Consider the following 26,744-nt stretch of genomic DNA (forward strand, 5'->3'; position numbering starts at 1 on the left):
GATGCGCTCAAGGAAAGTAAAGATGGCGCAACGTTACCACAGGATCTGGGCATAAATAACAGGATATGTTCAACTTATTGCTAAAGACATTTTCACATTTTCTATTTAGAATCTCATTCTCTCTTCAAAATAAAATCAGGCAACCCTTACCAACGTGGGCGCCTAAAAGGAGAAAACTGATGGGCAGCAGTGGAAATCCAGAGACGTGGGCAGTGGGAGAACGAGACACTGTTATCGATGCGTTAGATCGGGCGGTAGCAAGGCATCCAGACAAGATACTGCTGGATTTCAGCGGAGAGTTATACACATATTCACAGATTGACTCACTCTCAACAAAAATGGCGCATGCCTTGATCTCGCTGGGCGTCAAGACCGGTGACACGGTGCTGACAATGCTCGATAACAACATCGACGCAGTCACCACTTGGCTGGCCATCAACAAGCTCTGCGCCGTGAGCGTGCCAATCAACACCGCCCTCAAAGGGGAGTTCCTGCGCCATCAGATCGCCGATACCGGCACCTCGGTGGTGATCTGCGAAGCAGCCTACCTGCCGCGCATAACGCCACTGGCCGGACAACTGCACGACGTACAGCACATTCTCCATCGCGGCGCACTGGAGACAGTCCCCGATTGCCCGATTCATATTGCGCCATTGGATGCATGGCGCGGACATGACACGACCCCGCTGGTCAAGAAACCACAGCCTTCAGACCTGGCTTGCCTGATCTACACCTCAGGCACCACCGGCCCCTCCAAGGGCTGCATGATCAGCTACAACTTCATGTGCAATCTGGCGCGCCTGCAATTGCGTGCCGGTCCAGCCAGTGCCGATGACGTGACCATCACCCCGCTGCCGCTGTTCCACATGAATGCACTGTGCGTATCGATCATCGCCAGCATTCTGGTGGGCGCGCGCGCCGCCATTCTCCCGCGTTTCTCGGTCTCGAATTTCTGGCCTGAAGTGGAGCGCTCGGGCGCAACCATCGCCTCGATCCTGGGCGGCATGGGCGGCCTTCTCGCTCAAGCGCCTGACAATGAAGCGATGCTGCGCTGCGTCGGGCAGATTCATACCGCACGTGGCAACCCTTACACCGAAGAGACCAAGAAAATCTGGCGCAAGCGTTTCGGCACCCAACGGGTAGGCGGCAACGGCTATGGCCTGACCGAAGCCTGTGTCGTCACCTCGCTGGCGGCCGGGGAATACGCCGCGCCCGGCTCGTCGGGAAAACGCATCGCGGATTTTGACGTACGGATCGTCGATGACCTGGATCAGGAAGTACAACCCAACTGCGTGGGCGAAATCGTCGTACGCCCGCTACGTCCGGACATCATGTTCCAGGGCTACTGGCGTCGTCCGGAGGACACCCTGAAATTGATGCGCAATATGTGGTTCCACACCGGCGACATTGGCCGATTCGATGACGACGGCTTCTTCTACTTCGTCGACCGCAAGAAGGACTACATGCGCCGCCGGGGTGAAAACATTTCCAGCTTTGAAATGGAAGCCGCTTTTGCTGTTCACCCGGCACTGGCAGAAGTGGCGGTACATGCCGTCCCGTCAGAGCGGGGTGAGGACGATGTGAAGGTCACTGCCGTACTGCATGAAGGCGTAACGCTTGAACCGGAGCAATTGTTCCATTGGGCCACCGATTCGGTGCCCTACTACGCCCTGCCGCGCTACATCGAGTTTCGCAGCAGCTTGCCAAAAAACCCGCAGGGTCGGGTGTTGAAGTATCTATTGCGCGATGAAGGAAAAACCGAAACCACTTGGGATCTGGAAACCACATCGATCGTAGTGTCCAAAAAGTAGCGGCCTCTTGCTTGGTACGCGCCAACACAGAAAGCCCGCTTTGAAGCGGGCTTTCGCGTTTTTTGGGTCTGGCGCCGTATCCGGTCACAGGAGCGAGCAAGCTCGCCCCCACATTTACGGGCTCAATCAGTACTCCCGCACGGGAACACCTTTCGGGCGGGAGTTGTAGCCGGGAAGGTGCAAGCCACCATCGACGTGAATAGTCTCGCCCGTGATAAACCGCGACATCTCCGACGCGAGGAACACCACCACCGGACCAATGTCGGCCTCAGGCTCGCCACAACGACCCAACGGCCGCATCGAAGCGGACATTTCGGCAAAGCCGGGGTTTTCCGCGGCGAGTTTGTGGAAGGTGGCCCCCATCGCGGTAGGGGCAATGGCATTGGTGCGGATGTTGAAGCGCCCCCACTCAGAGGCCGCGCTGCGGGTCAGTCCGACGATCGCTGACTTCGCTGTGTTGTAGTCGCCGTGCAGCCAGGCGCCGATCTCGATATCGATGGAATAGAAGTTGATGATTTTGCCGCCGCCCCGCGCCTTCATATGGGGCAGCGCGGCTTTCATTGCCCACCAGGCAGCCCATACCGTAGAGCCGAGGGTCTGCTCGAGCATGGCATCGGTTTTTTCTTCCAGAAGGACATTGGGCGTGGGAGCGAAGGCGTTATTGACCAGGATGTCCAGGCCACCAAACTGATCGACGGCCAATTGCACGGCGGCTTCGATATCGGTCTTGCTGCACACATCGGTCTTGATGAATACCGCCTGGGCGCCCAGCGCTTTCAACTCGGCGACTACAGCCTCGCCACTGGAAACATCCAGCTCGGCGACCACCACGGCAGCACCTTCTTTGGCAAAACTCAGTGCAATGCCGCGACCGATTCCGCCACCTGCACCGGTAATCAGCGCAACCTGTTCGTTTAGCAATGCCATAGCCACTCCAATTCTTGTTATTCAGTGAACATTTTTGTTTATAGTGTTCAACTATAGCTGATTTCTTCTGACCGAACAGTAGCGGAACAAGGATATCGAGAATGGCTGTATTTCGTCGCCGCGTGGACATCGTTGCTCATCATGCCCAGGCCACGGGGGAAGTCCGTGCCGCTCTGGAAGACGACTTCCACCACTTCCGCGTCTGGGTTCGTCACCATGAAGGTGAAGTCACCGCCATAGGCGGTGAAGCGTTGCGCTACCCCTATTCTCTGTGCCCACAGGCTTGCGATCAGTTACAGCAGTTGCTGGGCATGACATTGAATCGGATTGCCCACTCCGTCACCCGGCAGACCGACGCCAGCCATCAATGCACCCATTTGTTCGACCTGGCGGGCCTGGCCATTGCCGCCGCCGCGCGCGGTACTCACCAACGTCGCTACGAAATCAATATCGGCCGGCGCATCGACAACCGTACCCGCGCCATCTTGATACGCGATGGTAATCAAGACCTGACCTGGGACGTGAACGGCACCCTGATCGAAGGACCTGCGCCCTATGCCGGCATCAACCTTCGCGAAGGCATGGCCCGCTGGGCCCTCAACACCCTCAGTGAGGAAGCCGCCGAGGCAGCCCTGCTACTTCGCCGCTGCACGCTGATTTCGATGGGACGGGCCTACAACCTCGACGAACAGATTCACGCCTCGAGCACCGCCCGGTGCTACAGCCAACAACCCGAGCGCGCCGAACGGGCACTGCGAATGAAGGGCTCGACCCTGGACTTCAGCTATCAAGCATCAGCGCTGTGTGACCAGGACCAGGCGTGGCTCAGGCAGAAACGCTAGCCGCGCGACACTGGCGTAAAGAGCGGTGCGGCCGATACCTCCAAGGGTTGGCGATCCGGACGCGAGCCGGATCGCCGATACCACCCTAGAGGAAAACAGCCAGGTTGGGCGTCCCGAGCACCGCCTGATCGATAATGACTTCGCGCCGTGCCAGCTTGAAGCCCGCCCCGCCGAGACGCAGCACGTCACGCCGTTCACCACTGATGATATCGACGTGGTGGTCTTTGAAACGGCTGCGGGTCAGCAGCAGGTAACTGGTCACCACGAACTCATCGGGCTTGTCGGTTTCTTCGACAAACACGTTGGTCACCAGACGCCGGGTACGCGAGGGAGGGTCTTCCGCCCAGGCGCTTTTGCCGGACAGGCGCAAAATGCGGCCCATGATCGAGCGGTAATCGTCGTGGTAATGCTGAACGCTGCGCACGATGGTGGTTTTCAGTTCCGCCGCCAGGCGCGTCTGGCGCAGCGGCACGGTGTACACCAGGTCGGTGTCCAGGCGCTCGGCCCATTCCTGCAGGCGGATCTGGTCGAGCAGCGTGGCTTCCTCGTACAAAAAGGTCACCACGTCGTTGTATATCGGCGACCCCACCGGCACCCGCTTGGTACCGACTGGGGAACCCGGCTGGATATCTTCCACGCCGCGCTGTTGAACCTGAGCCATGAGTCATTCCCTCACTGTTATTCTTGTTAATGCTGTTACCGCCGACGGCGGCCCGAGGACCGCAGTCGAACCTGGCCTGACAGCGGGCGTTACTGGTCATCCGATGCCGTCATCAGCTCATGCCAGTACAACCACCAGTGCCACTGGGTATCGTCCTTGGTGAAGCCTTCATTGACGATGCCGGGGCCAGGCCAGCCTTCAGGTGCGCCGGTTTCAAAGCAGGCCTGGTATTTCAGCGTGCTCTTGCGGCCCATTGCCCCTTTGGCGGCCAGGGTCATGTGCGGCCAGGTGTCGGAGTCATCCTGCTCAACCATGCCAGAGGTGCCGAACAGCTGGATGGTTTGCTTGAGCATCTTGTCGCGCAGTTCCGGGGAGGCGTCTTTCTCGGCAAACACCCAGTTGACGAACTCGAGCTTGTCCGGGCCTTGCGGTACGTAAGCATGCAGGGTCATCGAGCCAACGACAGAGCCATCTGGCTGCGGAATGTAGACAAAGCCGAAAAGAATGTTCGGGAACATCCCACCGACCTGGGGCGGCATGCTGGTGAGCACGTTCAATTGATCTTCGGTCAGATTGCGTGCCAACTGCTCGACCATGTCGGCCGTCATGCCGGCCGGCGGCAATGCTTCAAGTTTCTGCTGCACAGTCAACTCCGCCGGATCGAGGCCGGTCAGGCGCTTGATCTTGCGCGCCAGGTCGATGCAGCGCAGTGCATGACCGTGCGGCGAGCTGATTTCCACGCCAATCATTTCCGGGCTGAGGTCGGCTGTCTCGCCCTCGCCTTTCTTGGCGTAATTACCCACCTCACCCAACCAACGGTGCAGGGTCAGCGTGTGGAAACCGTCCGCCGCCGATTGCTCGCCCGCCGTTTTCCAGTTGGCGTTGACGATAAAGCGCTGCGGTGGGCCGAGGACTTCCATGCCCTTGTCGGAGCGACAGAACAGCATGTCGTAATACCACTTGGCATCGCCCAGGAACTCGTCGAACGAGGGCCCATCGATATTCCAGGTGGCAAATACCAGGCCGCCATACAGCGTGACCCGCGCCTTCTTCAGGCCCAGTTCTTCCTTGGGCAACATCTTGCCGTGCATGCATTCACGTTCGACGGGCGAGCCGATGAAATCGCCATTGGGGCGGAACGCCCAGCCGTGATAGATGCATTTATGAATTTGCGTATTGCCGCAGTCGGCGGTGCTGATGCGCATCCCGCGGTGCGGGCACACATTAAGGGTCACGAACACCTCGCCCTGCTTGCCACGGGCCACAATGACGGAATCGGACCCCAGGTCTCGGACCATGAAGTCTCCGGAGTTGGGAATTTCCGACTCGTGCCCCAGGAGTACCCAGATCTTGCCGAAGATCTTTTCCATCTCCAGTTCGTAAATTTCGCGGTCAGACAACACGCGCATTTGCACTTCACGGCTAGAGGGGTAGATGAGGTCCGAGACCTTGGTTCCATCGGACAATACGGGGCTTGTTTTTGTTAGCATGATTGCCTCCTGATCAGAGCGTTACACGGTTGGTCGCCACAAAATATAAGACACTTTCTATATTTCTGTACATTTAATTCGCGAGCGGTGAATGTCTCCGTCCTCGCATCATAGTCATTCCCTGTCGGGCGCCTTGCCCACTTGAGTCCGCAGCACGCCAATGCCATCGATCTCCAGCTCAACCACGTCGCCGGGTTTCAAATAACGCAATTGCTCCAGGCCACAGCCGTTGCCGACCGTGCCGGAACCAAGAAACTCACCGGGGTACAAGGTTTCCGAACGGGACACGTGGGCAATCACGTCTTCAAAACTCCAGCGCATATCACGGGTATTGCCGCGCCCCCACTCCTCCCCATTGACCCGGGCAACCATATTCAGATCGTAGGGATCACCCAGTTCATCGGCGGTCACCAGGCATGGCCCCATGATGTTGGCGGTGTCGAAATCCTTGCTCTTGGCCGGACCGAGCATGCCGGGCATTTCCAGGGCCTGCGCGTCGCGCGCACTCATGTCGTTGAAGATGGTGTAACCGACGATATGCCCACGGGCTGCTTCACGGCTGATGTCCTTGCCGCGCTTGCCGATGTAGCAACCGAACTCCAGTTCGAAATCCATCGCCCGGCTAAAGCTCGGCCATTGGAATTCATCGTCGATGCCAATCACCGCGAAACGGTTGCCCTTGTAGTAGATGGGCTGCTGGTTGAAGGTCTCGATCACCCGGTCGTCGGCACGAGTGTTCATCGCTTTCAAAGTAGCTTCCGGATCTTCGGTACTTAGCGCACGGGCGCGACGGGCCGCAGCGAAGCTCTGGCGCAGATGCAATTCGAAGCACGAACAGTCGCGCATCTGTGGGGGTGGCTGAATCGGTGCGCGCAGTTTCACATTGGCACGTTCCAGCACCGCCGCCGAGGGTGCCTTGGCCACCAGCGAACGGGCCAATTCCAGCGCCGGCTCACCGCCCTCCACCAAGGCCAGAATGCTGCTCAGTGCCACACTGTCGCGACTTTCCAGCAAGCGGTAAGCCCTTTGCAGGTCGAGCACCTGCTGGTCCTGGTTGAGCAAGGCTCCTGCGCGGTCAAAGCCTTCGGCGTCGGTATAGGTCACCAGTCTCATACGCGACCACTCACGGGCAACAGCGCACCGGTTACAGCGGCAGCATCATCCGACAGCAGAAAGGCCACCACCGCCGACAACGCTTCTGGCGTCACCCAGCGGCTGCTGTCGGCATCCGGCATGTCGGCACGGTTGGCTGGGGTATCGATGATGCTTGGCAGCACGGCGTTCACCGTCACGCCACGCTCCTTCAACTCTTCGGCCAGGGCTTCGGTCAACCGGGCCACACCAGCCTTGGAGGCCGCATAAGCCCCCATCCCCGTTTCGGCCTTGACCGACGCCAGCGCACCGATATTGACGATGCGTCCCGCGTTGGAGACCAACAGGTGCGTCAGCGCCGATTGAGAACTGATGACCGCGGTACGCACGTTTATCTGATAGAGGCGATCCCAAGTCTCCAGGCTGCCGCCTTCGACGGTCTCCCAGGCAAAACCGCCCGCGACATTGACTAAACCATCGATGCCGCCCCACTGCGCCGCGACCTGCTCGAACGCCGCGCTGGCCGACTCGGTCGAGGTCAGGTCGACACCGCCCAGGCACAGCAGATTCTTTGTATCCAGCAAGGCGGCTGGCGCCTGGCTACGGTCCAGCAAAGCGACCCGGGCGCCGCGCGCCAGCAGGCATTTGCCAAGTGTGCTGCCAAGGGCACCAAACCCGCCGGTAACGACTACCCTCTTGTCCAGTAATGACTGGGACATCGCAAAATCCTCTTGTTGTTGTTTTACGGCGCGAACGGTCGATTCGTGCCTTCGTCGGAACAAATATATGACACTTTTAGAAAATATGTACAAATGATACCGTATGACTTCCAGTCAAATACTCACCTGCGGAGCGCTGATGCCCAGAAAACTACCTGCACTCAACGCCGACAACCGCGCCTTCTGGCAAGGTGGCGAACGGGGCGAACTGCTCGTTCATCGTTGCGCGGCCTGCAGCCGGTACTTTCATCCACCGGCCCCGCTCTGCCCGCATTGTGCAAGCTTTGACGTGGCACCGCAGGCGGTGTCAGGCAAGGGAAAAGTGCTCAGTTACACCATCAACCACCAGCCTTGGGCTCCTGACCTGGAGGTGCCCTATGTGGTGGCAATCATCGAGCTGGTCGAACAGTCCGGATTGCAGTTCGTAAGCAACATCGTGGGCATGCCGGTCACGGATGTGCATATCGACATGCCGGTACGGGTCAGCTTCCTCAATGTCGAGGATGTGTGGTTACCTCTGTTCGAGAAGGATCAGTGATGTTCGATCATCGTTATGAAAAAGACGTCGCCATCACCGGCGTCGGCCAATCGGAAGTCGGGCGCCCCTCGAACAAGTCGGCGATGCGCCTGACGCTGGATGCCTGCCTGGAAGCGATTGCCGACGCTGGCCTGCAACGCAGCGATATCGACGGCGTGGCCTGCTGGCCGGGCGACAACAATAACGGTGACCCGTTCTCCCCGGTCGGCCCCAGCGCACTGAAAAGTGCCCTTGGGCTCAACGTCAACTGGTTCGGCGGCGGTTATGAAGGACCTGGCCCACTCACTGGCGTGATCAATGGCGCCATGGCGATTGCGGCGGGCCTGTGTAATCACGTACTGGTGTTTCGTACTATCACCGAAGCGTCGGCTCGCAGGGTCAACAAACAAGCGGGCGCTCTCACCAACAAGACTCAAGGTCGCGACAGCAGCTACGCCTGGCAGTGGTTTACCCCTTTCAATGTGCAATCGGGCATCAACCTGATGGCGCTGTATGCCCAACGTCACTTCCATGAGTACGGCACCCGGCCAGAGCAACTGGCGCAAATCGCCCTGACGTGTCGCCAGAACGCCATGCGCAACCCCAAAGCGCTGTACCGAACGCCCATGAGCATGGACGACTACATGGCGTCGCGGATGATTTCCTCTCCTCTGCGCATGTTCGACTGCGACGTGCATTGCGATGCATCCACCGCCATCATCCTGTCGCGTCGCGATATCGCGCGGGATCTGCCGAACGCACCGATCCGCATCGAGGCCATGGGCGCGGCGTTGAACCAGCCATGGTCGTGGGACCAGATTTCCCTGACCAGGATGGCCGCCTTCGATGTCGGCCAGATGATGTGGGCACGCACCGACTACACTCCGCAGGACGTTGGCTCTGCGCAGTTGTATGACGGTTTTTCGATTTTGACCCTTATCTGGCTGGAAGCCCTGGGGTTGTGCCCGACCGGGGAAAGTGGCGGGTTTGTCGAGGGTGGCACGCGCATTGCGCTGGAGGGCAGCTTGCCCATCAACACCAATGGCGGGCAACTGTCTGGCGGGCGCACCCACGGCCTGGGTTATGTGCACGAAGCCTGCCTGCAATTGTGGGGGCGTGCCGAAGGCCGACAAACCCGCGAACACCGCGTCAGTGCGGTGGCCGCCGGCGGCGGTCCGCTGGGAGGCAGCCTGCTGTTGGTGCGCGAGTGACCGCGCGCCTCAGTAGAGAACGCCAGCCACTTCGTTACAGAACTCGATCAGCGCCTTGCCCAGTTCGGCAAGGCCCGCTTCATCCCGTTGTCCACGGAACATCACCGCTGAAACGGTGAAGTCGATGCTGTTGGTCGGTGAGTAGACCGGCGCCGCAATGGCAAGAATCCCCCCCGAGAAATGGCCATCATCCACCGCCCAACCACGCTCGGCAGCTTGTCTCACTTCCTTGCGGTAAACCTCCAGCGACAGCGGTTGAGCCCAGCGGATGGTCTCGAAACTGCTTTGTACCTCGGGGTCGTCAAGGTCGATCTGCGTGGCGAACAGACGGCCACTGGCACCCATCAGAATCGGCAGGCGCTGACCTTCGGCCATGTCGATGCGCACATCGGTCGGGCTGGCCGCGGAGCTGACAATGACGATGCGATCAGGGCTCATCTTGCGCCACAGGGTGATGGTCACTCGCAGGCGTGCAGCCAGGTTCTGCAACAGGGGTTTGGCCATCTGTACGCGGTGGCCCTGGGTGACCAATTGCTCGACTAAACGCGCCAGCCCCAGGCCCACGGAGTAACGCTTGGACATGGGACTGAAATCAACCACTTCCTCCTGGACCAGGGTGCGCAGGATATTGAAGCAGGTGCTGGGATTGATCTTCAGTTGCCGGGCGATATCCACCGAACGTTCCGGTGTGCCCACCTGACTGAGGTAGCGCAGGATGCGAATGGCGTTGGAAACGGGCTTGACGAGGGTTACGCCGGCCGATTTGGTGCTGTCATTGACGTCAGTGAATTCCATGCCCGATCCCGTCACTTTAAAGTGCCGGCATTCTAGCCTGAGAATGAACGACAACGTGAAAGTTTTATCTGGGAATTAGTCGAACACTTGAGACGGAGTATTTCTCTAACGGCTGGTAAATCAGCCGGCGGGTTTGCAGGTTCTCTCGACGAAAACGCTCAATGAGACACTCCTGGGCATGGTCAGCCTGGGTCACCCGCATCTGCTGGCGCAGATACTCCAGCCAGGACTCGACAATAAAGCGCTCATTGTAGAGTTGCGGGTCCGCCATGTCGCGGTAAAGGGGTCATGCCGAGATAAGGGAAAATTAGGACATAGTGGTTCTATCCTATTGATATAAATAGAGTTTCACTTGGCCTGTTTGTCCCGCCTGCCTCATGCCCGGAAGCGTCTATGCTGATCTATTTGCATGCATAGGGGCTGAGCGATGGCGGCTTTGGAGAGAACGGCATATCCACGACTAGCAACTACCCTCAGTGCGAAGGACTTACACCGCAACTATTCGCTTTCCTCAGGAGAGCTTGACTGGATTTCCAGGACAGCTCGTAGCCCAGCCCTTTCCCTTGGGCTGGCAGTCCAGCTCAAGGTATTCCAAGAGCTCCATTACTTTCCTCCCCTAGACGAGATACCTCCAGAAATCACTGGCCACATCAGGAATACACTCGGTTTTGGCCCTCGTATCACTTCCCGCTATACCAACTCGCGTACTTTTTATAGGCATCAGGCGGCCATTCGTGAGTACCTCCAGATCAAGGCTTTCTATGGTAGTGAAGCGCTCACCGTAGCTCTCCACCTTGCGCACGAATCTGCCGAGGTACTCGACCAGCGGGCGGATATCATCAATGTGCTGATCGGCGAGTTGCTGCAGCGCAGCTACGAACTCCCAGCCTATTCCACCCTCAATGACGCTGCTGAGGATGCCTTAGTTGCAATGCAGGAGCGGCTATTCAATCTCGTTGTGACCAGGGCGCCAATTGAGGTGGTCTACAAACTGAAAGAACTGCTCGAGACGGATTTCGGGCGCCGCCAAAGTGACTTCAACGCCCTCAAGCAGGCACCCAAGAAGCCATCCCGCAAACACTTGGAAGTGCTGATAGATCACATGGCTTGGCTCGAGAGCTTTGGGAATCTAGATGCCATTTTTGATGGAATCGTCGATACCAAAATCCGCCACTTCGCTGCCCAAGCTGCGGCGTCGGACGTCGCCGAGCTTAAGGACTGTTCGCTGCCGAAGCGTTACACGCTGATGCTTGCCTTGATCTATCGGATGCGCGTGCGGACTCGGGATCACCTAGCCGAGATGTTCATCCGGCGAATTTCTACGATTCACAAACGTGCCAAGGAAGAACTAGAGCAAATCCAAGCACGGCAACGTCAGAAGCTGGAGCAGCTGGCGGCCACCCTTGACGGTGTGGTGCAGATTTTGGTTCAGGAACCGGATGACCAAGAGGCAGGTAGCCTGATTCGGGAATACCTCTCCCCCGACGGCAACCTGGAACGGTTGCGCGAAACCTGTGCCGAAGTCCAGGCTACCGGCGGTAATAACTACCTGCCGTTGATCTGGAAGCATTTCAGGTCTCATCGCTCGCTGTTGTTCCGTCTCAGCCACCTTCTCCAACTGGAGCCCACGACTCAGGATAGGTCGCTGGTTCAGGCACTTCAACTGATACAGGACAGCGAGAATTTGCACCGCGAGTGGATCGACGAGCACGTCGACTTGTCGTTTGCGTCGGAGCGCTGGGTCAAGGTCGTTCGTCGTCCTGCCAGTGAGGGGCCACCGACCAACCGGCGCTATCTGGAAGTTTGCGTATTCTCCTACCTGGCCAACGAACTGCGATCCGGTGACATGTGCGTACAAGGGTCGGAATCCTTCGCCGACTATCGCAAGCAGTTGCTACCCTGGGACGAATGTCTCCAGCGACTACCGGCCTACTGCGAAAAGATGGAACTGCCTGGCACGGCGAAGGAATTTGTTACCTCCCTCAAGACCCAGTTGGAGGAAACCGCGCAGCAACTGGATGACAAATTCCCCTCTTGCCGGGGGGACGTATCGATCAACGAAGCCGGCGAACCGGTATTGCGCCGAGTGACGGCGCGCGACATCCCGCCATCGGCCATCTCGCTACAGACTGCCCTCATGCAACGCATGCCGGCCAGGCACGTACTCGACATCATGGCCAACATCGAGCACTGGATTCAGTTCACTCGACATTTCGGGCCGATGTCCGGCAACGAGCCAAAGCTCAAAGAACCTGCCGAGCGCTACCTGATGACGATCTTCGCCATGGGTTGCAACCTCGGCCCCAGCCAGGCCGCGCGGCATCTGGCCGGTAATGTCACCCCGCACATGCTTTCCTATACCAATCGCCGTCACCTCTCGTTGGAGAAACTGGACAAGGCTAACCGCGAGCTAGTGGAACTCTATCTACAGCTCGATCTGCCCAAGCTCTGGGGCGATGGCAAGGCGGTGGCTGCGGACGGCACCCAGTTCGACTTCTATGACGACAACCTGCTGGCCGGCTACCACTTCCGCTACCGCAAGATGGGAGCCGTGGCCTATCGGCACGTGGCCAACAACTACATCGCTGTATTCCAACACTTCATCCCCCCGGGCATCTGGGAGGCAATTTATGTAATCGAGGGGCTGCTCAAGGCCGATCTCAGCGTCGAAGCTGATACGGTGTATTCCGATACCCAGGGCCAGTCGGCCACGGTGTTCGCCTTCACCCATCTGCTGGGCATCAACCTGATGCCACGCATCCGCAATTGGCGCGACCTGATGATGTGCCGGCCGGATCGCGGCGCTGCGTATAAGCATATCAACCGCCTGTTCACCGACACCGCCGACTGGCACCTGATTGAAACCCATTGGCAGGATTTGATGCAGGTCGCGCTATCGATCCAGGCGGGCAAAATCTCCTCGCCTATGTTGCTGCGAAAACTCGGGTCCTACAGCCGGCGTAACAAGCTCTACCACGCGGCACAGGCACTGGGCAGCGTGATCCGTACGATCTTCCTGCTCAACTGGATCGGCAGTCGCGAGTTGCGCCAGGAGGTTACCGCGAACACCAACAAGATCGAGTCCTACAACGGATTCTCCAAGTGGTTGTCCTTCGGCGGCGACGTGATCGCCGAGAACGATCCGGACGAGCAACAGAAGCGACTGCGCTACAACGACATGGTGGCCTCGTCGGTGATCCTGCAGAACACTGTGGACATGATGCGGATCCTGCAGAAATTGGCCCGCGAGGGCTGGCAATTCACCGATGAGGATGTGTCCTTCCTCAGCCCCTACCTGACCAGCAACGTCAAGCGTTTCGGCGAGTTCAACCTCAAGCTCAACCGGCCGCCGGAGCCCTGGATCAAAGACTCGGTGTTCCAACAGGCAGCCGGGTCCATCCGCACTGGCAAGCTCGGTACTGCGGAAACCGAGGAGATGACCTGATGAACATTCCTCCTGCGTCATTTCGCGTCACTCCCTACGGCGAGGTAGATGCCGAGGCGCTTGAGCGTTTGCATGACGACTACGACACCATCCAGTTGCTGCGTCTAGTCGATGGGCTGGATCTGCTGCTGAAGGAAATGAACAACATCGGCGGCCTCAGGGATGGCCTCCTGCGGGTACATGCCATGGCGAAAACGGTGCTCGATGGTGCGGCACTATCGGTGTCTGTGACGGAAGGCGGCAGTATCTGGGAGGAAGCCGAGTCGCTTGATGAGGATCTGCTGGAACTGGGCAATTGGCTGGCCAGCGTCAGAGCTCAACTGAGGCCTTTGATTGAACTCATGCCGGCCGATCCTCATTAACCAACCAGTCGCCAGCGACACCGTGCAAGCTACTGGCTTCTGAACGGCTCAACAAGCTGACCCACATAGCCTGTCGGATAGTTCCGGTCATGCAGTCCTACTTCGGCGCTGCCGGGCTTGCTTACGCTGTCATAGTAGGTTCCAAGCAGCTGATCCCACACCAGCAAGAACTCACCGAAATTGACCTGCGCATCCTCGAAGTCACGTTTGTGATGCCAACGGTGTGTTTCTGCAACGCCGATGACGCGCCGTAGCCAGCCCAACGAGTAGTCCAGATTTGAGTGCTGGAAGGCCAAATGTACCGTCAGGATGCCGAACCAGGTGGCCACGAGTGCAGAAGGAGTGCCCATCGCAAAGAGCACGAGCAGCCCAGGCCCTGCCATGATGGCGGCATGCAACGGGTGCCGGCGCTCGCCGTTCATCCAGTAGAGCCGCTCAGCGCTATGATGTGGCTCATGCAAGCGCCACAGCCATGGAACCTGATGGCTGAAGCGGTGCATGGCGTACAAGCTAAGGTCCAGCACGGCGGCGACAATGACTAGCTGAGCCCACAGCGGTAACTCTGTTGGGAAGACACGGAACTCTGCGGACACCCAATCGCCCAGCTGGGCCAGCACGGTCGCCGTAAACTGGATCACGGACAGGTTCACGACCATATGGATGATATCAGTAAGGGTATCCTGGTGGTCCTCCAACCAGTCGTCACGGAACGGCTGCACGCGTTCCAGCAGCGCCACCAGCAGAATCCCTAGGGCGGCAATGATCGGCGTGCTGGGCCAATACGGAATACCCGTGTAGAGCAACCAGATCATCCAAGCTGCGGCCCCGCCAAAGATTGTTGGGTAGCTGAGCCAGCGGATCATGAACCTGAGTGAATTGCCCATCGTGAAGCCCTCCCTGAGTTGACTCCACTTTGTGCCAATCACCTGTGATGGCGCTTGAACAGAAAAGCTGAATTCAGCCTTTCAGACTGACATGACCCAAGGCAGATGAGGGGTCGAGGCCAAACAGGTCGCGGAAGGTGCGGGAAAAATGGGCAGCGTCAGCGAAGCCGGCAGCGTGGGCGGCCGCAGTCAGGTTGGCGCCGCTGGCGATATGCTGGAGCGCTATGACCAGGCGATTCCATTTCCGGTAGCTGCGCAGCGGCAGACCGGTCTGTTCGACGAACCAATGTGAGAATCGGGTAGGCGAAAGATGAACGCGCTTGGCCAACGCCTGCCTGCCATTAATCGGCTCTTTTAACGCAGCGAGGACCGACTGCAATCGCGGATCGGAGGCCGGCGGAGTCGTAAGGTTGAGAACAAGGCGCACCATTTCCCGAATTTGCTGGGCTGACGGATCGGAGCTGCTCAGCAATTTTCGCAGCGATGCTGTATCGCCCATCTGAATCGGAGTGATGCCCTCCCCGATGTTATCGGGAAGTGCTCGCGCCTCATCAGACAGCGCGTCGAGGTAGATCGACAACACTTCGTCAGCTTCGATCTGATGGGCCACCCCTGCCCTGATGCAGATGGCCCTTGCCGTCACTGACGAGGATGTACACTTCACAGTCAAGCTGCCGTTCAAGCTGACGGTAATTTGATGCGCCATGTGGCTATGCCAATCTTGGCTACCCGCCTGCCCCAGAAAAATGCCCAGCCCGGGTGAAATCCAGGCTCTGCCATGCCAGCCGATACCCTGCGTTGCGTTCATTCAGCGGCACCTCAGGGTTCCACATCCCGCTGCATTTTGTGCACTAATGAGCTTTATAGCTAATTATAGAATCCTCTTTGGCCTGAACTCTATCGCTTGCTCGATTGAAATCTCACCCGCTACAAAATCAGCTCGCCCTGTGAGACTAGACACTCTATTTGATCCAAATCAACGAAGTGCTGTTATCGTCAAAAGGAGCATTCATGGCTCGGGGGTAATCTGCTATCGTCGGCCTATTGCCCCGCCTGGTGAATTGCTGTGCGTCGGATTGGATTGATCCTGCTAATGATTGCTAGCCTCGTGCTGCCGACCTTCGGCGGTGTGGCTTTCAGCATGCCGGCACAACCTTGCCCGATGCAGAGCGCCGATCATCAGGGCCATGCAATGGCTGATGCTCCGTGCTGCGAGCAAATGGACACGTCTGATGGGGTGGCCAATAAGTCCCCCTGCAAATCCGGCCAGGAATGCAAGACCGGAGGACTTCTCCAGACCACCGTGATCAAGAGCATATCCCCTCTCCCCTCACGCCCCGAGATATTGCTGACCCAGTCGGTGATTAAGCGAGAGCCCGCAGGACTCTGGCGCCCTCCTCGTTTCGTCTAATGCCGTGATCATCCCGCGCCTTACAGTCAGGCGCATCGTCGCGACCACGTTTCGTAGCTGCGACCTCGATCAATCGCATTGGAGGCGAAAGCATGTCCGCTTTCCTTTTTCCACGCCGTGGCTATCTCGGCGTGTTGGCTGCCGCATTCTGGGCAGCTCCCTGGCTTGCCGTGCAGGCGCAGCCCCTAACTTTCGAACGAGCCCAAGCTCTGGCCGAGCAGAGTGCCCCTGAGAACCTCGCGCGCCAGGCGCAGGTGGCATCCGCACAGCAGGCTGTAGGGCCCGCAGACGCCCTGCCCGATCCCAAGCTGATTCTAGGCATCGACAACCTGCCGATCGAAGGCCCTGACCGTTACACACTTAATCGTGACTCCATGACCATGCGCCGCATTGGGCTCATGCAGGAAGTCCCCAACAGTGACAAGCGTCAGGCTCGGCGCCAGTTGGCCGAGGCTTCAGTTGGCCGAGCCGAGGCCGAGCAGCGTGCAATGCAGTTGGAAATCAAGCGCCAGACGGCAGTGAGCTGGCTGGACGTGTACTACGCCGAACGCAGTGTTGGCCTCTTCGATCAACTGGACCGTCAGATCGAGATGCTCCGCTCGACCGTGCAATCGCTGATTGCCGGCGGTAGTGCTCAGCCTGGCGAGCTGTTGCAGGCCGACCAGGAAGCTTTGGCGTTACAAGATCGGCGAGATGAACTGAATCGCGATGTGGCAGTAGCTCGTGCCAAGCTGCGCCGCTGGATAGGCAACGAGGCTGACCAGCCTTTGCAAGGAGGTGTTCCCAATCTGAACCTGGCGGCACCGCACCTGCAGCAACGCATTGCTTCACACCCTGAGTTGCGCGCTGCCTCCGCCCGCGTCGGCGAGGCTAGCGCCGAGCTGAACGAGGCCATCGCCGAGAAGACCCCCGACTGGGGTGTTGAGTTTGCCTACAACAATCGCGACAACCAGTTCGGCGATATGGTGATGGTGCAATTCACCTTCGACCTGCCGTTGTTCGTAGGCACACGTCAGGGGCCCAAGATCAACGCCAGACAACAAAGCGTGTCGCAGATGGAAGCCGAGCAGGAAGCATTACTGCGCGCCCATCAGGCTGAGCTGGAAGGCGGTATTGCCGAGCTTGAGCAACTGCGCAGGACCTTGTCACGCACCGAAAAAACCTTGATCCCGCTTGCAAGCAAACGTGCCGATCTCGAACTGGCCGCCTACCAAGCCGGTAACAGCCAGCTCACATCCGTTATTACTGCCCAGCGCGACCTGATTGAGGCGCAGCTGCGGCAGATTGAACAGCAGCGCAAGTTGAGCCAGCTCTCCGCAAGCCTGTACTACGCCTATGTGGAGGGACTGAGATGAAGATATCGGCATTTGGTTTTGCGGTCGCCTTGCTGGCCGTGGGCATTGGCGCGGCAGGCGGCTACTGGCTGGCCCAGCGGCAGGCCAAACATGAGGTTCTGCCCAGTTCTGCACCGACGGACGAGCGCAAGGTGCTCTATTGGTACGACCCGATGCAGCCCGAGCAGCGCTTCGATAAACCGGGCAAGTCACCTTTCATGGATATGGAGCTTGTCCCTAAATACGCGGGATCCGAGCAGGATCCGTCTGTCCTGAGCGTCCCCGCTCAAGCCGTGCAAAGCCTCGGAATGCGAACTTCTCCGGTGATCCGCGGTGTACTGCCCTCGGGTATCGAGGCGGTCGGTTCCCTGGCCTATAACCAGCGAGAGGTGGCGAACCTCCAGGCTCGCGCTGGCGGATTCGTCGAGCGGGTTTACGGGCGTGCCCCGGGCGATGTGCTGCCTGCCGGTACCCCCCTGGTCGACCTGCTGATTCCCGAGTGGTTCGCCGCGCAGTTGGAGTTCCTGGCGGTACTGCGTACCGCTGACATTCGCTTGATAAGTGCGACCCAAGAGCGCCTGCGCCTGCTCGGCATGCCTCAAGCGTTGATCGAGCAGGTTCGCCGCAGCGGCAAACCGCGGGCGGTGCAAACCCTCACCACACCTATCGCCGGCGAGCTCCAAGCCTTGCAGGTACGCGCCGGGATGACCGTGGAGGCGGGTCAGGACCTGGCCAGGATCAACGGGCTGTCCACGGTCTGGCTCGATGCGGCGATACCCGAAGCAATGGCTGGAATGGTTCAGGTTGGGGCTGACATCCGCGCCACCCTGACCGCCTTCCCCGGGCAACCGCTGCAGGGCCGCGTCATCGCTTTGTTGCCGAGTGCCGACCCGCAAACGCGCACGCTCACGGTACGCAGCGAGCTACCCAACCCTGCCGGTAAGTTGCGCCCCGGCATGTTCGCCGCCGTACGCCTGAACAGTACCGTCGAACAACCCGCGCTTCTTGTGCCGAGTGAAGCCGTGATTCGCACCGGCAAGCGTGCATTGGTGATGCTGGCCGAAGGCGACGGACGCTACCGTCCCCAGGAAATCAGTCTGGGCCGCGAGGCCGATGGGCGCCTCGAAGTGCTGTCCGGCCTAGAGGAAGGTCAGGCGGTCGTCACCTCCGGCCAGTTCCTCATCGATTCGGAAGCCAGCCTGCAGGGCATCATGGCCAGCCATGCCGAGCAGGACAATGAGAAGGAACTACATGAGTCCCATGGTGTGATTCGCGCTCTGGACGCTGAGGAAGTCACCCTGGAGCACGGGCCATTCGAGAGCCTGAATATGCCCGGTATGACCATGGCATTTCCACTGGCCAGCCCCGAAGTAGCGGCTGGGCTTAAGCCCGGGGATCACGTGCGTATCGGCGTCCGCCAGACGGATTCCGGCCTGCGGGTCGAGCGGCTCGTCAATCAAGGAGAGCGGCCATGATCGCGCGCCTGATCCACTGGTCGATCGGCAACCGCTTCCTGGTACTGCTGGCCACCCTGTTCATCACCGCCCTGGGCATCTGGTCACTGCGCAACACGCCGTTGGATGCACTGCCGGATCTGTCCGACACCCAGGTCATCATCCGCACCAGCTTCCCCGGCCAGGCACCGCAGATTGTCGAGAACCAGGTGACCTACCCGCTGGCCACCACCATGCTCTCGGTGCCGGGGGCGAAGACAGTGCGCGGCTACTCGTTCTTCGGCGACTCCTTCGTTTATGTGCTGTTCGAGGACGATACCGACCTCTACTGGGCGCGCTCGCGGGTGCTGGAGTACCTCAACCAGGCGCAGGAACGCCTGCCCGAGGGTGTTACCACCACCCTTGGGCCGGATGCCACCGGCGTGGGCTGGATCTACCAGTACGCCTTGGTCGACCGCAGCGGCCAGCATGATCTTGCCCAGCTGCGGGCACTGCAGGACTGGTTCCTTAAGTACGAACTCAAGAGCCTGCCCAACGTAGCCGAGGTAGCCACCCTCGGCGGCATGGTCAAGCAGTATCAGGTGCTGCTCGATCCGCAGAAGCTGGTGGCTTATGGGGTAACTCAGCAGGAGGTCGAAGCGGCGCTGAAGAGCGCCAATCAGGAAACCGGTGGTGCCATCCTGGAGCTGGCGGAACGCGAGTACATGGTGCGGGCTTCAGGTTATCTAGAGAGCCTGGAGGATTTCCACAATGTGCCGCTGCGGGCTTCGGCCAGCGGAGTTCCGGTGCTGCTGGGTCAGGTGGCCACCATTCAGCTGGGGCCAGAGATGCGTCGTGGCATTGCCGAGCTGGATGGCCAGGGGGAAGTGGTAGGCGGCGTGGTCATCTTGCGCTCCGGAAAGAATGCCCGCGATGCCATCGCCGCGGTGAAGACCAAGCTGGACAGCCTGAAGGGCAGCCTGCCGGCCGGCGTCGAGGTGGTCGCCACCTATGACCGTTCGCAACTGATCGACCGCGCCATCGACAACCTCAGCTATAAGCTGCTGGAAGAGTTCGCGGTGGTTGCCCTGGTTTGCCTGATCTTCCTCTGGCACCTGCGCTCGTCGCTGGTCGCGATCATCACCCTGCCCCTGGGCATCCTGATGGCCTTCATTGTCATGCGCTACCAGGGCGTCAATGCCAACATCATGTCGCTCGGCGGGATCGCCATCGCCATCGGTGCCATGGTCGACGCAGCCGTGGTGATGATCGAGAACGCGCACAAGCACATCGAGGCCTGGAAGGCCCGGAATCCTGATGAGCACCTCCATGGCGAGGCGCACTGGCGAGTGATCGGCGAAGCCGCAGCCGAAGTCGGGCCCGCGCTGTTCTTCAGCCTGCTGATCATCACCCTGTCCTTCCTCCCCGTTTTCACTCTGGAGGCTCAGGAGGGCCGGTTATTTGGCCCACTGGCCTTTACCAAGACCTATGCCATGGCGGCCGCCGCCGGACTGTCGATCACCCTGGTGCCGGTGCTGATGGGCTACTGGATTCGTGGGCATATCCCCAACGAACAGCAAAACCCGCTAAATCGCTGGCTGATCAATGCCTACCGGCCGGTGTTGGAAGCGGTGCTGGCTTGGCCGAAAACAACGCTGACGCTGGCATTGGTGGTTTTTCTCTCTAGCGTCTGGCCACTTATCCAGCTAGGCGGTGAGTTCCTGCCACCCATGGATGAGGGCGATCTGCTGTACATGCCATCTGCCCTGCCCGGCCTGCCGGCAAGCAAGGCCAGTCAGTTGCTGCAGCAGACCAACCGGATGATCCTTACCGTGCCGGAAGTGGCGCGGGTGTTCGGCAAAGCCGGTCGAGCAGAAACGGCCACCGACCCAGCGCCGCTGGAGATGTTCGAGACCACGGTACAGTTCAAGCCGCGCGATCAGTGGCGCCCGGGAATGACACCAGAGAAGCTCATCGAGGCATTGGACCAGGCGGTGAAAGTCCCGGGGCTGTCCAACATCTGGGTTCCACCGATCCGTAACCGCATCGATATGCTGGCCACGGGGATCAAGAGTCCCATCGGGGTGAAAGTTTCCGGAACCTCGCTGGCCGAGATTGAGCGCATAACGCGTGACATTGAGGCCGTCGCCAAGGAGGTACCTGGCGTGAGTTCGGCGCTGGCGGAGCGGCTGACCGGCGGTCGCTATGTGGACATCCAGATCGATCGCCTGGCCGCGGCGCGCTATGGCCTGAGCATCGCCGACGTGCAGGCGGTGGTATCGGGCGCTATAGGCGGCAGCAATATCGGTGAAACGGTCGAGGGGCTGGCCCGCTTCCCGATCAGCCTGCGCTATCCCAGGGAGTGGCGTGACAGCCCGGAAGCGTTGCAGCGCATGCCGATTCTCACCGCAGTGGGCCAGCAAATCACCCTAGGAACCGTCGCCCAGATCAGTCTGACAGAAGGGCCGCCGATGTTGCGCAGCGAGAACGGGCGTCTCTCGGGCTGGGTCTATGTCGATGTCCGCGGTCGCGATCTGGCATCGACTGTGCGAGAACTGCAGGAGCGTGTCACGAATGGTGTGCCACTGGTTGCGGGGGTGACAGTCTCCTACTCCGGTCAATTTGAATTCCTAGAGCGCGCCAATGCACGCCTGACTTGGGTCGTGCCGGCGACCTTGCTGATCATCTTCGTGCTGCTCTACCTGACATTCAGCCGTTTCAGCGAGGCCCTGTTGATCATGGCCACACTACCCTTCGCCCTGTCAGGCGGTGTCTGGTTGCTCTACTGGTTCGGCTTCAACCTGTCGGTTGCCACTGGGGTCGGCTTTATCGCCTTGGCGGGAGTCTCGGCGGAATTTGGGGTGATCATGCTGCTGTATCTGAAGAACGCCTGGCATGCGCGCGTGGATGCAGGGCGCAGCGACGATCCGGCCCTGCTGGAGGCAATTCGCGAAGGAGCCGTCCTGCGTGTCAGACCCAAGGTGATGACCGTTGCCGTGATCATCGCTGGCCTGCTGCCCATTCTCTGGGGCGGCGGAGCGGGTTCAGAGGTCATGAAACGCATTGCCGCACCTATGGTTGGCGGCATGATCACAGCCCCGCTGCTGTCCATGCTGGTGTTGCCTGCCGCCTATTGGTTGATGCGTCGACGGGGTAAACGAAAGAGTTACTAACCACAGGAGCTATAGCTCTGAATGTTCAGGTGAGCCCCTCCGCCATATGACGAAGGGGCTTATCTGTCTTAAATCACGCGTTTAACGCTCAGGTAATCGCCCTTGGTCTTCAGCGTGATGGTCACGTCGCGGTTGCTGCGGTTGCGCCAGAACCAGCCGTGTGTACCGTCGAAGATGGCGGTGAATTCACCCTTGTCGCCCTTGATCTGCTTACCCTTGCTATAGCTGTGGTAGTAGCCCTTTGGGCCGTTGTAGGGTTCGCCATGGGTGTCGTGGTTGACCGGAACACCATTGGTCGTCCACTCGTAGCTGACCGTGGCCTTGTTCAGCATCTCCAGCTTGATTTCACTGGCCTCACCTGGCTTCAGGGTGACGGTTATCTCGTCAGACTTCAGGGCTGGCTGAGGCTCTGCGGCTGGTTCAGCCACAGGCACTGCCGCGACTTGCTCTTGAGCTACCGGCTGAACAGGCACGGGGGCTTGAGCGACTGGAGCCGCAGCTGGCTGAACCGCTGCATCCGCTGCCGCTTCTTCGGCCAGGGTTATCTTCATTTCGCCCATCTGGGTCAGGCCGAGTACGCGACCAACGCCCGTCGGGTCGATGGCGTACTCCGAAGGCATCACCACGGTGACCAGTAAGGCTGCGGCAACACCCACGGCGATCACAGTGGAGCGCAGCAGTTGGTGGCTGGTAGGCAATTCGCTTTGGGTCGGAAGCTTGGTATTGAACATGCTGATAATTCCTTACTGAGAGACGATCAGGCCGGTGAGCTGGTAACCCATCAAGAGGAAACCGGCGCTCATCATGGCGACATTGGCGGTGTAGGCATGACGCCAGAAGCTGGCGGTGCGCCGCCAGTAGCCCATGACAATCAGGATGGCGCTCAAGGCCAGGAGCTGGCCGATTTCGACGCCGACGTTGAAGGCAATCAGGTTGGCAATCAGGCCGTCTGCCGAGATCTCGTATTCCTGGATCTTGGTCGCCAGACCAAAGCCATGCAGCAGGCCGAAAATCAGCGTGGCCGCCTTGGTATCGGGCTGATAACCGAACCAGCGCTGGAACGCGCCCAGGTTATCCAGCGCCTTGTACACCACCGAGAAACCGATGATGGCGTCGATCACATAGGAGCTGATGTTGATTTCCGCTAGTACGCCCAGCAGCAGCGTCACGGTGTGGCCCACGGCGAACAGGGTGACGTAGAGCCCTACGTCCTTCAGGCGGTAGAGAAAGAAGATCACCCCGAAGAGGAACAGCAGGTGGTCGTAGCCGGTGATCATGTGCTTGGCACCTATATAGATGAACGGCAGCACCATCACCCCGGAACTTTCCTGGATAAAGCCCTTGTCGCCCTCGGCGACAGCGTGGGCCAGTGCGTCAGGCATGCCGAGAAACAGCAATGCCGTGAACAGCAGCAACAGTAGTAACGAGCGATTCGGGCGCACGACAGATGCGTCCATTGCGCCCATAGATAGCGAATGCATGGTTGAGTCCTAAATTAAAGGGGGCTTGGGCCGCACAGCGGCCTGTGTCAGATCACGAATGTGGCGCGCGGTGGCCGCTCGATCAGGAAGATCGGGCTTGGAGGAATGGAGTAATGAGGGGCTGGTATCGGCTGCGCACGTTCTGGCAGCGTGCTTATTCTCAGCAGCGCGGTCAGATGCGGTGTTTCATGCAAGTGGTCGGCTGTCAGCGGCGAGTGGCAGTGATCCCCGTACGCAGCACAGGCCTGCGTCTCATCACCATGCGCATGCGAATGAGCACCGTCATTGCCACCCAAGGCAGGCTGGCTCGACCCCATAAACAGCGCAGAGGTATGCCCGGCCCAAGCCAGCAATATGGCGAGAGCAAGGGCAAAAATCACCTTGGTGCTAATGGGATTGCTGAGCATGTTGTGGTTCTTTCGATGCCTAAGCGAGTGGCTTTTATGGAGAGGTAGCCGGTTTGACCATATCCCCCCCTGGGGGATAGCATGCGAGCGTAATTCATCGACGCACGAGACTCAAGGCATGAGCGATCACGAACACGGCCACCAGCACCAAAGTCATGGCGACATCATCAAAAGGTTGAAAAGAGCGGAGGGCCACCTGCGCAGCATCGTCACCATGATCGAAGAAAGCCGGGCCTGCGTCGACATCGCCCAGCAGCTGCATGCCGTGGAAAAAGCCGTCTGCCAGGCCAAGCGTGTGCTGATCCAGGATCATATCGATCACTGTCTGGAACACACGATCGAAGCACTCGCAACCGGCGAGCGCGCGTCACTCGAAGATTTCAAGCAAATCACCAAGTACCTCTAGGTCATTACCCCCATGTCGAGCTTCGCCGAACTGCTGCAACAGGGGGCCTCTCAGGCCTGGCTGTACTTCCCCAGCGCCATTCTGCTGGGTGCTTTGCACGGCTTGGAGCCAGGGCACTCGAAGACCATGATGGCGGCGTTTATCGTGGCCATTCGTGGCACGGTGAAGCAGGCCATTCTGCTAGGCCTTGCCGCAACGCTTTCGCACACCGCTGTAGTCTGGCTGGTGGCCATGGGCGGCATGTACCTGGGGCAGAATTTGGATGCCGAAACTACCGAGCCGTATTTCCAGCTCGCGTCCGCCACCATCATTATCACCATCGCCCTGTGGATGCTCTGGCGCACCTGGCGTGGCGAGCAGATGTGGCGCTTCGAGGAAGGTGATGAGCATCAACACGAGCACCACCACGATGAAACGCAGCGCATCGACACCGGACATGGGCGTATCGAGCTGTCGATCTTCGAGGAAAGTACTCCACCGCGCTGGCGGCTGAAGACCTTGAGTGGCCATGTCTGGCCGGCTGCCGAAGTGAGCCTGCTGACGACTCGCCCCGATGGACTGGCCCAGCAGTTTTGCTTCGTTGACCGCGGTGATTACCTAGAGTCAGTCGACGTGATTCCCGAGCCCCACGAATTCACCGCGCGCCTGAGTCTGGGCCATGCCGGACATTCCCACGACTATGACCTGGAGTTCCGCGAGCACGACCACGGTCATGAGCACTCCGAGCTGGAAGAGCTGGAGCTGTCGCTGGACGGCTATCAGGATGCCCATGAGCGGGCGCATGCCAACGACATCCGTAAACGCTTCAGCAATCGCAATGTCACCACCGGCCAGATCATCCTGTTCGGTCTGACTGGCGGACTCATTCCCTGCCCGGCAGCGATCACCGTGCTGCTGCTCTGCCTGCAAGTGAAAGAAGTCGCCCTGGGTGCCGTCCTGGTGCTGTGTTTCAGCATTGGTCTGGCCATCACCCTGGTCACCGTTGGTGCCGCCGCCGCTATTGGCGCTCGGCAAGCCTCCAATCGCTGGCCCTGGCTCGGTGTTGTCGCGCGTCGCGCCCCTTACCTGTCCAGCCTGCTGATCATTGGGGTGGGGATTTACGTTGGCTTCCACGGCTGGATCGGCCTGAACGCCTAGCCGATGTGGGAGTTATCCGGTTATTTCGGCCTGTTCTTCGCCGCCTTCGGTGCCGCCACGCTGCTGCCCATGCAGTCGGAGGCGGTGCTGGTCGGGTTGCTGCTGACCGACCGCTACGCGGCCTGGGCACTGCTGGCAGTGGCCACCACGGGCAATGTGCTGGGTTCGGCACTGAACTGGCTGCTGGGCCGTTCCATCGAGCATTACCGGCACAAGCGCTGGTTTCCCGTCAGCGAAGGCAAACTGGAAAAGGCCCAGCAGGCTTATCACCGCTTCGGTCGCTGGTCGCTGCTGCTCAGTTGGGTGCCGATCATTGGTGATCCGCTTACCGTGGTAGCCGGTGTTATGCGCGAACCGTTCTGGAGCTATCTGTTGATCGTGACACTGGCCAAGGCCACTCGCTATCTGGTGCTAGCTGCCTTGACGCTTGGGTGGTTTGGGTGAGCCTGCATAAGCGCGACACCAACCTGGATCTGATCAAGTGGCTGGCGATGCTGACCATGCTGCTGGATCACCTGCGCTACGTCTGGCCTGACACCGAATGGCTGTTCATCGTCGGACGCTTAGCCTTTCCACTGTTCTGCCTGGGCGTCGCAGCCAACGTGGCGCGCTCGCAATCGGGGGCGCTGTACAGCGAAGCCAATGCGCGCTACCTGGGCTGGATGGCGGCGTTTGCGCTGATCTCGGAGTTGCCCTATCGCCTGCTATCCAGCGACAGCAGCACGCTCAACGTGATGCCTTCGCTGCTGCTGGGCCTGCTGATCGCCTGGGGCGCCCACCACCGCGGACGCGACGGTTTGGTTCTGGCTCTGGCCGGCGTGACTGTCGCGGTGCTGATCCAGGAGCGCCTGATGTACGGGGTTTTCGGTGCACTGCTGCCGGCGGCATTGCTCCTGGCCATTCAGCTCCCCGGGCTTGTGTGGCTCTTGCCGGCCGCACTGTGCGTACTGGCCAACAGTCGCAACCGCTGGCTCGCGGAGTGGGAGTTGCAGCCCTACAGCTTGCTGATCGTGAGCACAGCGTTCTTCGCCCCTCTGCTTGGGCTATGGCTGTTGAGTCGACCGGACCGGCTCAGGATCTGGCCGGTCACGCGTTGGGGCTATTGGTTCTACCCTGGACATCTGGCGGCACTGCACCTGATCCGCTCGTTCAGCTAGCTCAGATTTCCCTCTTCAGAAACCTTCTTGCCCGATGCAGGCCTCTTGC

The 26,744-nt window shown here is 59.6% G+C and carries 25 protein-coding genes; 13 read left to right on the forward strand and 12 right to left on the reverse strand.

The window, feature by feature from the left end:
* The first annotated feature begins 179 nt into the window (after nucleotides 1–179).
* The gene (locus tag JZ00_RS04700; protein ID WP_039588611.1) at nucleotides 180–1,811 is read left to right on the forward strand and encodes an ATP-dependent acyl-CoA ligase; all 1,632 of its coding nucleotides are present in this window, start codon (nucleotides 180–182) and stop codon (nucleotides 1,809–1,811) included.
* Between the two features lie 126 nt (nucleotides 1,812–1,937).
* On the opposite strand, the gene JZ00_RS04705 is transcribed toward JZ00_RS04700, so the two are convergent.
* The gene (locus JZ00_RS04705; protein WP_014338822.1) at nucleotides 1,938–2,738 is read right to left on the reverse strand and encodes an SDR family NAD(P)-dependent oxidoreductase; all 801 of its coding nucleotides are present in this window, start codon (nucleotides 2,736–2,738) and stop codon (nucleotides 1,938–1,940) included.
* A gap of 101 nt (nucleotides 2,739–2,839) precedes the next feature.
* On the opposite strand from JZ00_RS04705, the gene JZ00_RS04710 reads away from it, so the two are divergent.
* On the forward strand, nucleotides 2,840–3,580 hold the full coding sequence (locus JZ00_RS04710; protein WP_014338821.1) for a DUF2889 domain-containing protein: 741 nt from the start codon (nucleotides 2,840–2,842) through the stop codon (nucleotides 3,578–3,580).
* Between the two features lie 85 nt (nucleotides 3,581–3,665).
* On the opposite strand, the gene JZ00_RS04715 is transcribed toward JZ00_RS04710, so the two are convergent.
* The 4 genes from JZ00_RS04715 to JZ00_RS04730 all read right to left on the reverse strand — a co-directional run bounded on the left by JZ00_RS04715 (nucleotide 3,666) and on the right by JZ00_RS04730 (nucleotide 7,542).
* Entirely contained in the window at nucleotides 3,666–4,241 is a 576-nt protein-coding gene (locus JZ00_RS04715) for an aromatic-ring-hydroxylating dioxygenase subunit beta (RefSeq protein WP_014338820.1), read from the reverse strand.
* Nucleotides 4,242–4,330: 89 nt separating this feature from the next.
* Nucleotides 4,331–5,731 (reverse strand): Rieske 2Fe-2S domain-containing protein, encoded by a 1,401-nt coding sequence (locus tag JZ00_RS04720; RefSeq protein ID WP_014338819.1) that lies wholly within the window; start codon nucleotides 5,729–5,731, stop codon nucleotides 4,331–4,333.
* Nucleotides 5,732–5,845: 114 nt separating this feature from the next.
* The gene (locus JZ00_RS04725; RefSeq protein ID WP_034114495.1) at nucleotides 5,846–6,844 is read right to left on the reverse strand and encodes a fumarylacetoacetate hydrolase family protein; all 999 of its coding nucleotides are present in this window, start codon (nucleotides 6,842–6,844) and stop codon (nucleotides 5,846–5,848) included.
* The gene (locus JZ00_RS04730) at nucleotides 6,841–7,542 is read right to left on the reverse strand and encodes an SDR family NAD(P)-dependent oxidoreductase (protein WP_014338817.1); all 702 of its coding nucleotides are present in this window, start codon (nucleotides 7,540–7,542) and stop codon (nucleotides 6,841–6,843) included. Before JZ00_RS04730 ends, JZ00_RS04725 begins: the two co-directional genes overlap by 4 nt.
* 139 nt (nucleotides 7,543–7,681) lie before the next feature.
* Between JZ00_RS04730 and JZ00_RS04735 the strand changes: the two genes are divergently transcribed.
* Both JZ00_RS04735 and JZ00_RS04740 read left to right on the forward strand, forming a co-directional pair.
* Entirely contained in the window at nucleotides 7,682–8,080 is a 399-nt protein-coding gene (locus JZ00_RS04735) for a Zn-ribbon domain-containing OB-fold protein (protein WP_014338816.1), read from the forward strand.
* Nucleotides 8,080–9,270, forward strand: a complete 1,191-nt coding sequence (locus JZ00_RS04740) for a thiolase family protein (RefSeq protein WP_014338815.1) — start codon at nucleotides 8,080–8,082, stop codon at nucleotides 9,268–9,270. Before JZ00_RS04735 ends, JZ00_RS04740 begins: the two co-directional genes overlap by 1 nt.
* 9 nt (nucleotides 9,271–9,279) lie before the next feature.
* Here the strand turns inward: JZ00_RS04740 and JZ00_RS04745 are convergent, their stop codons facing one another.
* The gene (locus JZ00_RS04745; RefSeq protein WP_014338814.1) at nucleotides 9,280–10,065 is read right to left on the reverse strand and encodes an IclR family transcriptional regulator; all 786 of its coding nucleotides are present in this window, start codon (nucleotides 10,063–10,065) and stop codon (nucleotides 9,280–9,282) included.
* Between the two features lie 64 nt (nucleotides 10,066–10,129).
* Nucleotides 10,130–10,336, reverse strand: coding sequence for an MFS transporter (locus JZ00_RS04750; RefSeq protein WP_039588612.1), 207 nt, complete (start codon nucleotides 10,334–10,336; stop codon nucleotides 10,130–10,132).
* Nucleotides 10,337–10,492: 156 nt separating this feature from the next.
* Between JZ00_RS04750 and JZ00_RS04755 the strand changes: the two genes are divergently transcribed.
* Entirely contained in the window at nucleotides 10,493–13,510 is a 3,018-nt protein-coding gene (locus JZ00_RS04755; protein ID WP_039588613.1) for a Tn3-like element ISPa42 family transposase, read from the forward strand.
* Complete coding sequence (tnpC, locus tag JZ00_RS04760) at nucleotides 13,510–13,872, forward strand: Tn3 family transposase post-transcriptional regulator TnpC (RefSeq protein ID WP_082112034.1); 363 nt, start codon at nucleotides 13,510–13,512, stop codon at nucleotides 13,870–13,872. Before JZ00_RS04755 ends, tnpC begins: the two co-directional genes overlap by 1 nt.
* A 29-nt stretch (nucleotides 13,873–13,901) precedes the next feature.
* Here tnpC and JZ00_RS04765 read toward each other — a convergent pair whose 3' ends face one another.
* A complete protein-coding gene (locus JZ00_RS04765; RefSeq protein ID WP_039588615.1) occupies nucleotides 13,902–14,756 on the reverse strand; it encodes a sterol desaturase family protein in 855 nt (284 codons plus the stop codon).
* A gap of 73 nt (nucleotides 14,757–14,829) precedes the next feature.
* Entirely contained in the window at nucleotides 14,830–15,564 is a 735-nt protein-coding gene (locus JZ00_RS04770; protein ID WP_003117280.1) for a helix-turn-helix domain-containing protein, read from the reverse strand.
* Between the two features lie 695 nt (nucleotides 15,565–16,259).
* Between JZ00_RS04770 and JZ00_RS04780 the strand changes: the two genes are divergently transcribed.
* Genes JZ00_RS04780 through JZ00_RS04790 form a run of 3 tightly spaced genes read left to right on the forward strand, consistent with a single transcriptional unit; the run spans nucleotide 16,260 to nucleotide 22,107 of the window.
* Nucleotides 16,260–17,522: a TolC family protein gene (locus JZ00_RS04780; RefSeq protein ID WP_039588623.1), complete on the forward strand. Its 1,263-nt coding sequence runs from the start codon at nucleotides 16,260–16,262 to the stop codon at nucleotides 17,520–17,522.
* Nucleotides 17,519–18,976, forward strand: coding sequence for an efflux RND transporter periplasmic adaptor subunit (locus JZ00_RS04785; protein WP_039588624.1), 1,458 nt, complete (start codon nucleotides 17,519–17,521; stop codon nucleotides 18,974–18,976). Before JZ00_RS04780 ends, JZ00_RS04785 begins: the two co-directional genes overlap by 4 nt.
* Nucleotides 18,973–22,107 (forward strand): efflux RND transporter permease subunit, encoded by a 3,135-nt coding sequence (locus JZ00_RS04790; protein ID WP_039588625.1) that lies wholly within the window; start codon nucleotides 18,973–18,975, stop codon nucleotides 22,105–22,107. The genes JZ00_RS04785 and JZ00_RS04790 overlap by 4 nt, the downstream gene beginning before the upstream one ends.
* A gap of 68 nt (nucleotides 22,108–22,175) precedes the next feature.
* Here the strand turns inward: JZ00_RS04790 and JZ00_RS04795 are convergent, their stop codons facing one another.
* From JZ00_RS04795 to JZ00_RS29900, 3 genes are read right to left on the reverse strand one after another with little or no spacing between them, the layout of a single operon-like run.
* Nucleotides 22,176–22,838: a hypothetical protein gene (locus JZ00_RS04795; RefSeq protein WP_039588627.1), complete on the reverse strand. Its 663-nt coding sequence runs from the start codon at nucleotides 22,836–22,838 to the stop codon at nucleotides 22,176–22,178.
* A 12-nt stretch (nucleotides 22,839–22,850) separates the two neighbouring features.
* Nucleotides 22,851–23,588: a HupE/UreJ family protein gene (locus JZ00_RS04800; protein ID WP_039588628.1), complete on the reverse strand. Its 738-nt coding sequence runs from the start codon at nucleotides 23,586–23,588 to the stop codon at nucleotides 22,851–22,853.
* Nucleotides 23,589–23,635: 47 nt separating this feature from the next.
* Complete coding sequence (locus JZ00_RS29900; RefSeq protein WP_082112035.1) at nucleotides 23,636–23,995, reverse strand: hypothetical protein; 360 nt, start codon at nucleotides 23,993–23,995, stop codon at nucleotides 23,636–23,638.
* 118 nt (nucleotides 23,996–24,113) lie between these two features.
* Between JZ00_RS29900 and mreA the strand changes: the two genes are divergently transcribed.
* From mreA to JZ00_RS04825, 4 genes are read left to right on the forward strand one after another with little or no spacing between them, the layout of a single operon-like run.
* Nucleotides 24,114–24,401 carry a metal-sensing transcriptional repressor MreA gene (mreA, locus tag JZ00_RS04810; RefSeq protein ID WP_039588631.1) on the forward strand — a complete coding sequence of 96 codons (288 nt, stop codon included), beginning with the start codon at nucleotides 24,114–24,116 and terminating at the stop codon, nucleotides 24,399–24,401.
* Nucleotides 24,402–24,413: 12 nt separating this feature from the next.
* Nucleotides 24,414–25,538 carry a nickel/cobalt efflux transporter gene (locus JZ00_RS04815; RefSeq protein WP_039588632.1) on the forward strand — a complete coding sequence of 375 codons (1,125 nt, stop codon included), beginning with the start codon at nucleotides 24,414–24,416 and terminating at the stop codon, nucleotides 25,536–25,538.
* A gap of 3 nt (nucleotides 25,539–25,541) precedes the next feature.
* A complete protein-coding gene (locus JZ00_RS04820) occupies nucleotides 25,542–25,982 on the forward strand; it encodes a YqaA family protein (protein WP_039588633.1) in 441 nt (146 codons plus the stop codon).
* Nucleotides 25,979–26,695: a TraX family protein gene (locus JZ00_RS04825; protein WP_039588811.1), complete on the forward strand. Its 717-nt coding sequence runs from the start codon at nucleotides 25,979–25,981 to the stop codon at nucleotides 26,693–26,695. Before JZ00_RS04820 ends, JZ00_RS04825 begins: the two co-directional genes overlap by 4 nt.
* Nucleotides 26,696–26,744: the final 49 nt, after the last annotated feature.

The sequence above is a fragment of the Pseudomonas frederiksbergensis genome, assembly GCF_000802155.2.
Lineage (GTDB): Bacteria > Pseudomonadota > Gammaproteobacteria > Pseudomonadales > Pseudomonadaceae > Aquipseudomonas > Aquipseudomonas frederiksbergensis_A.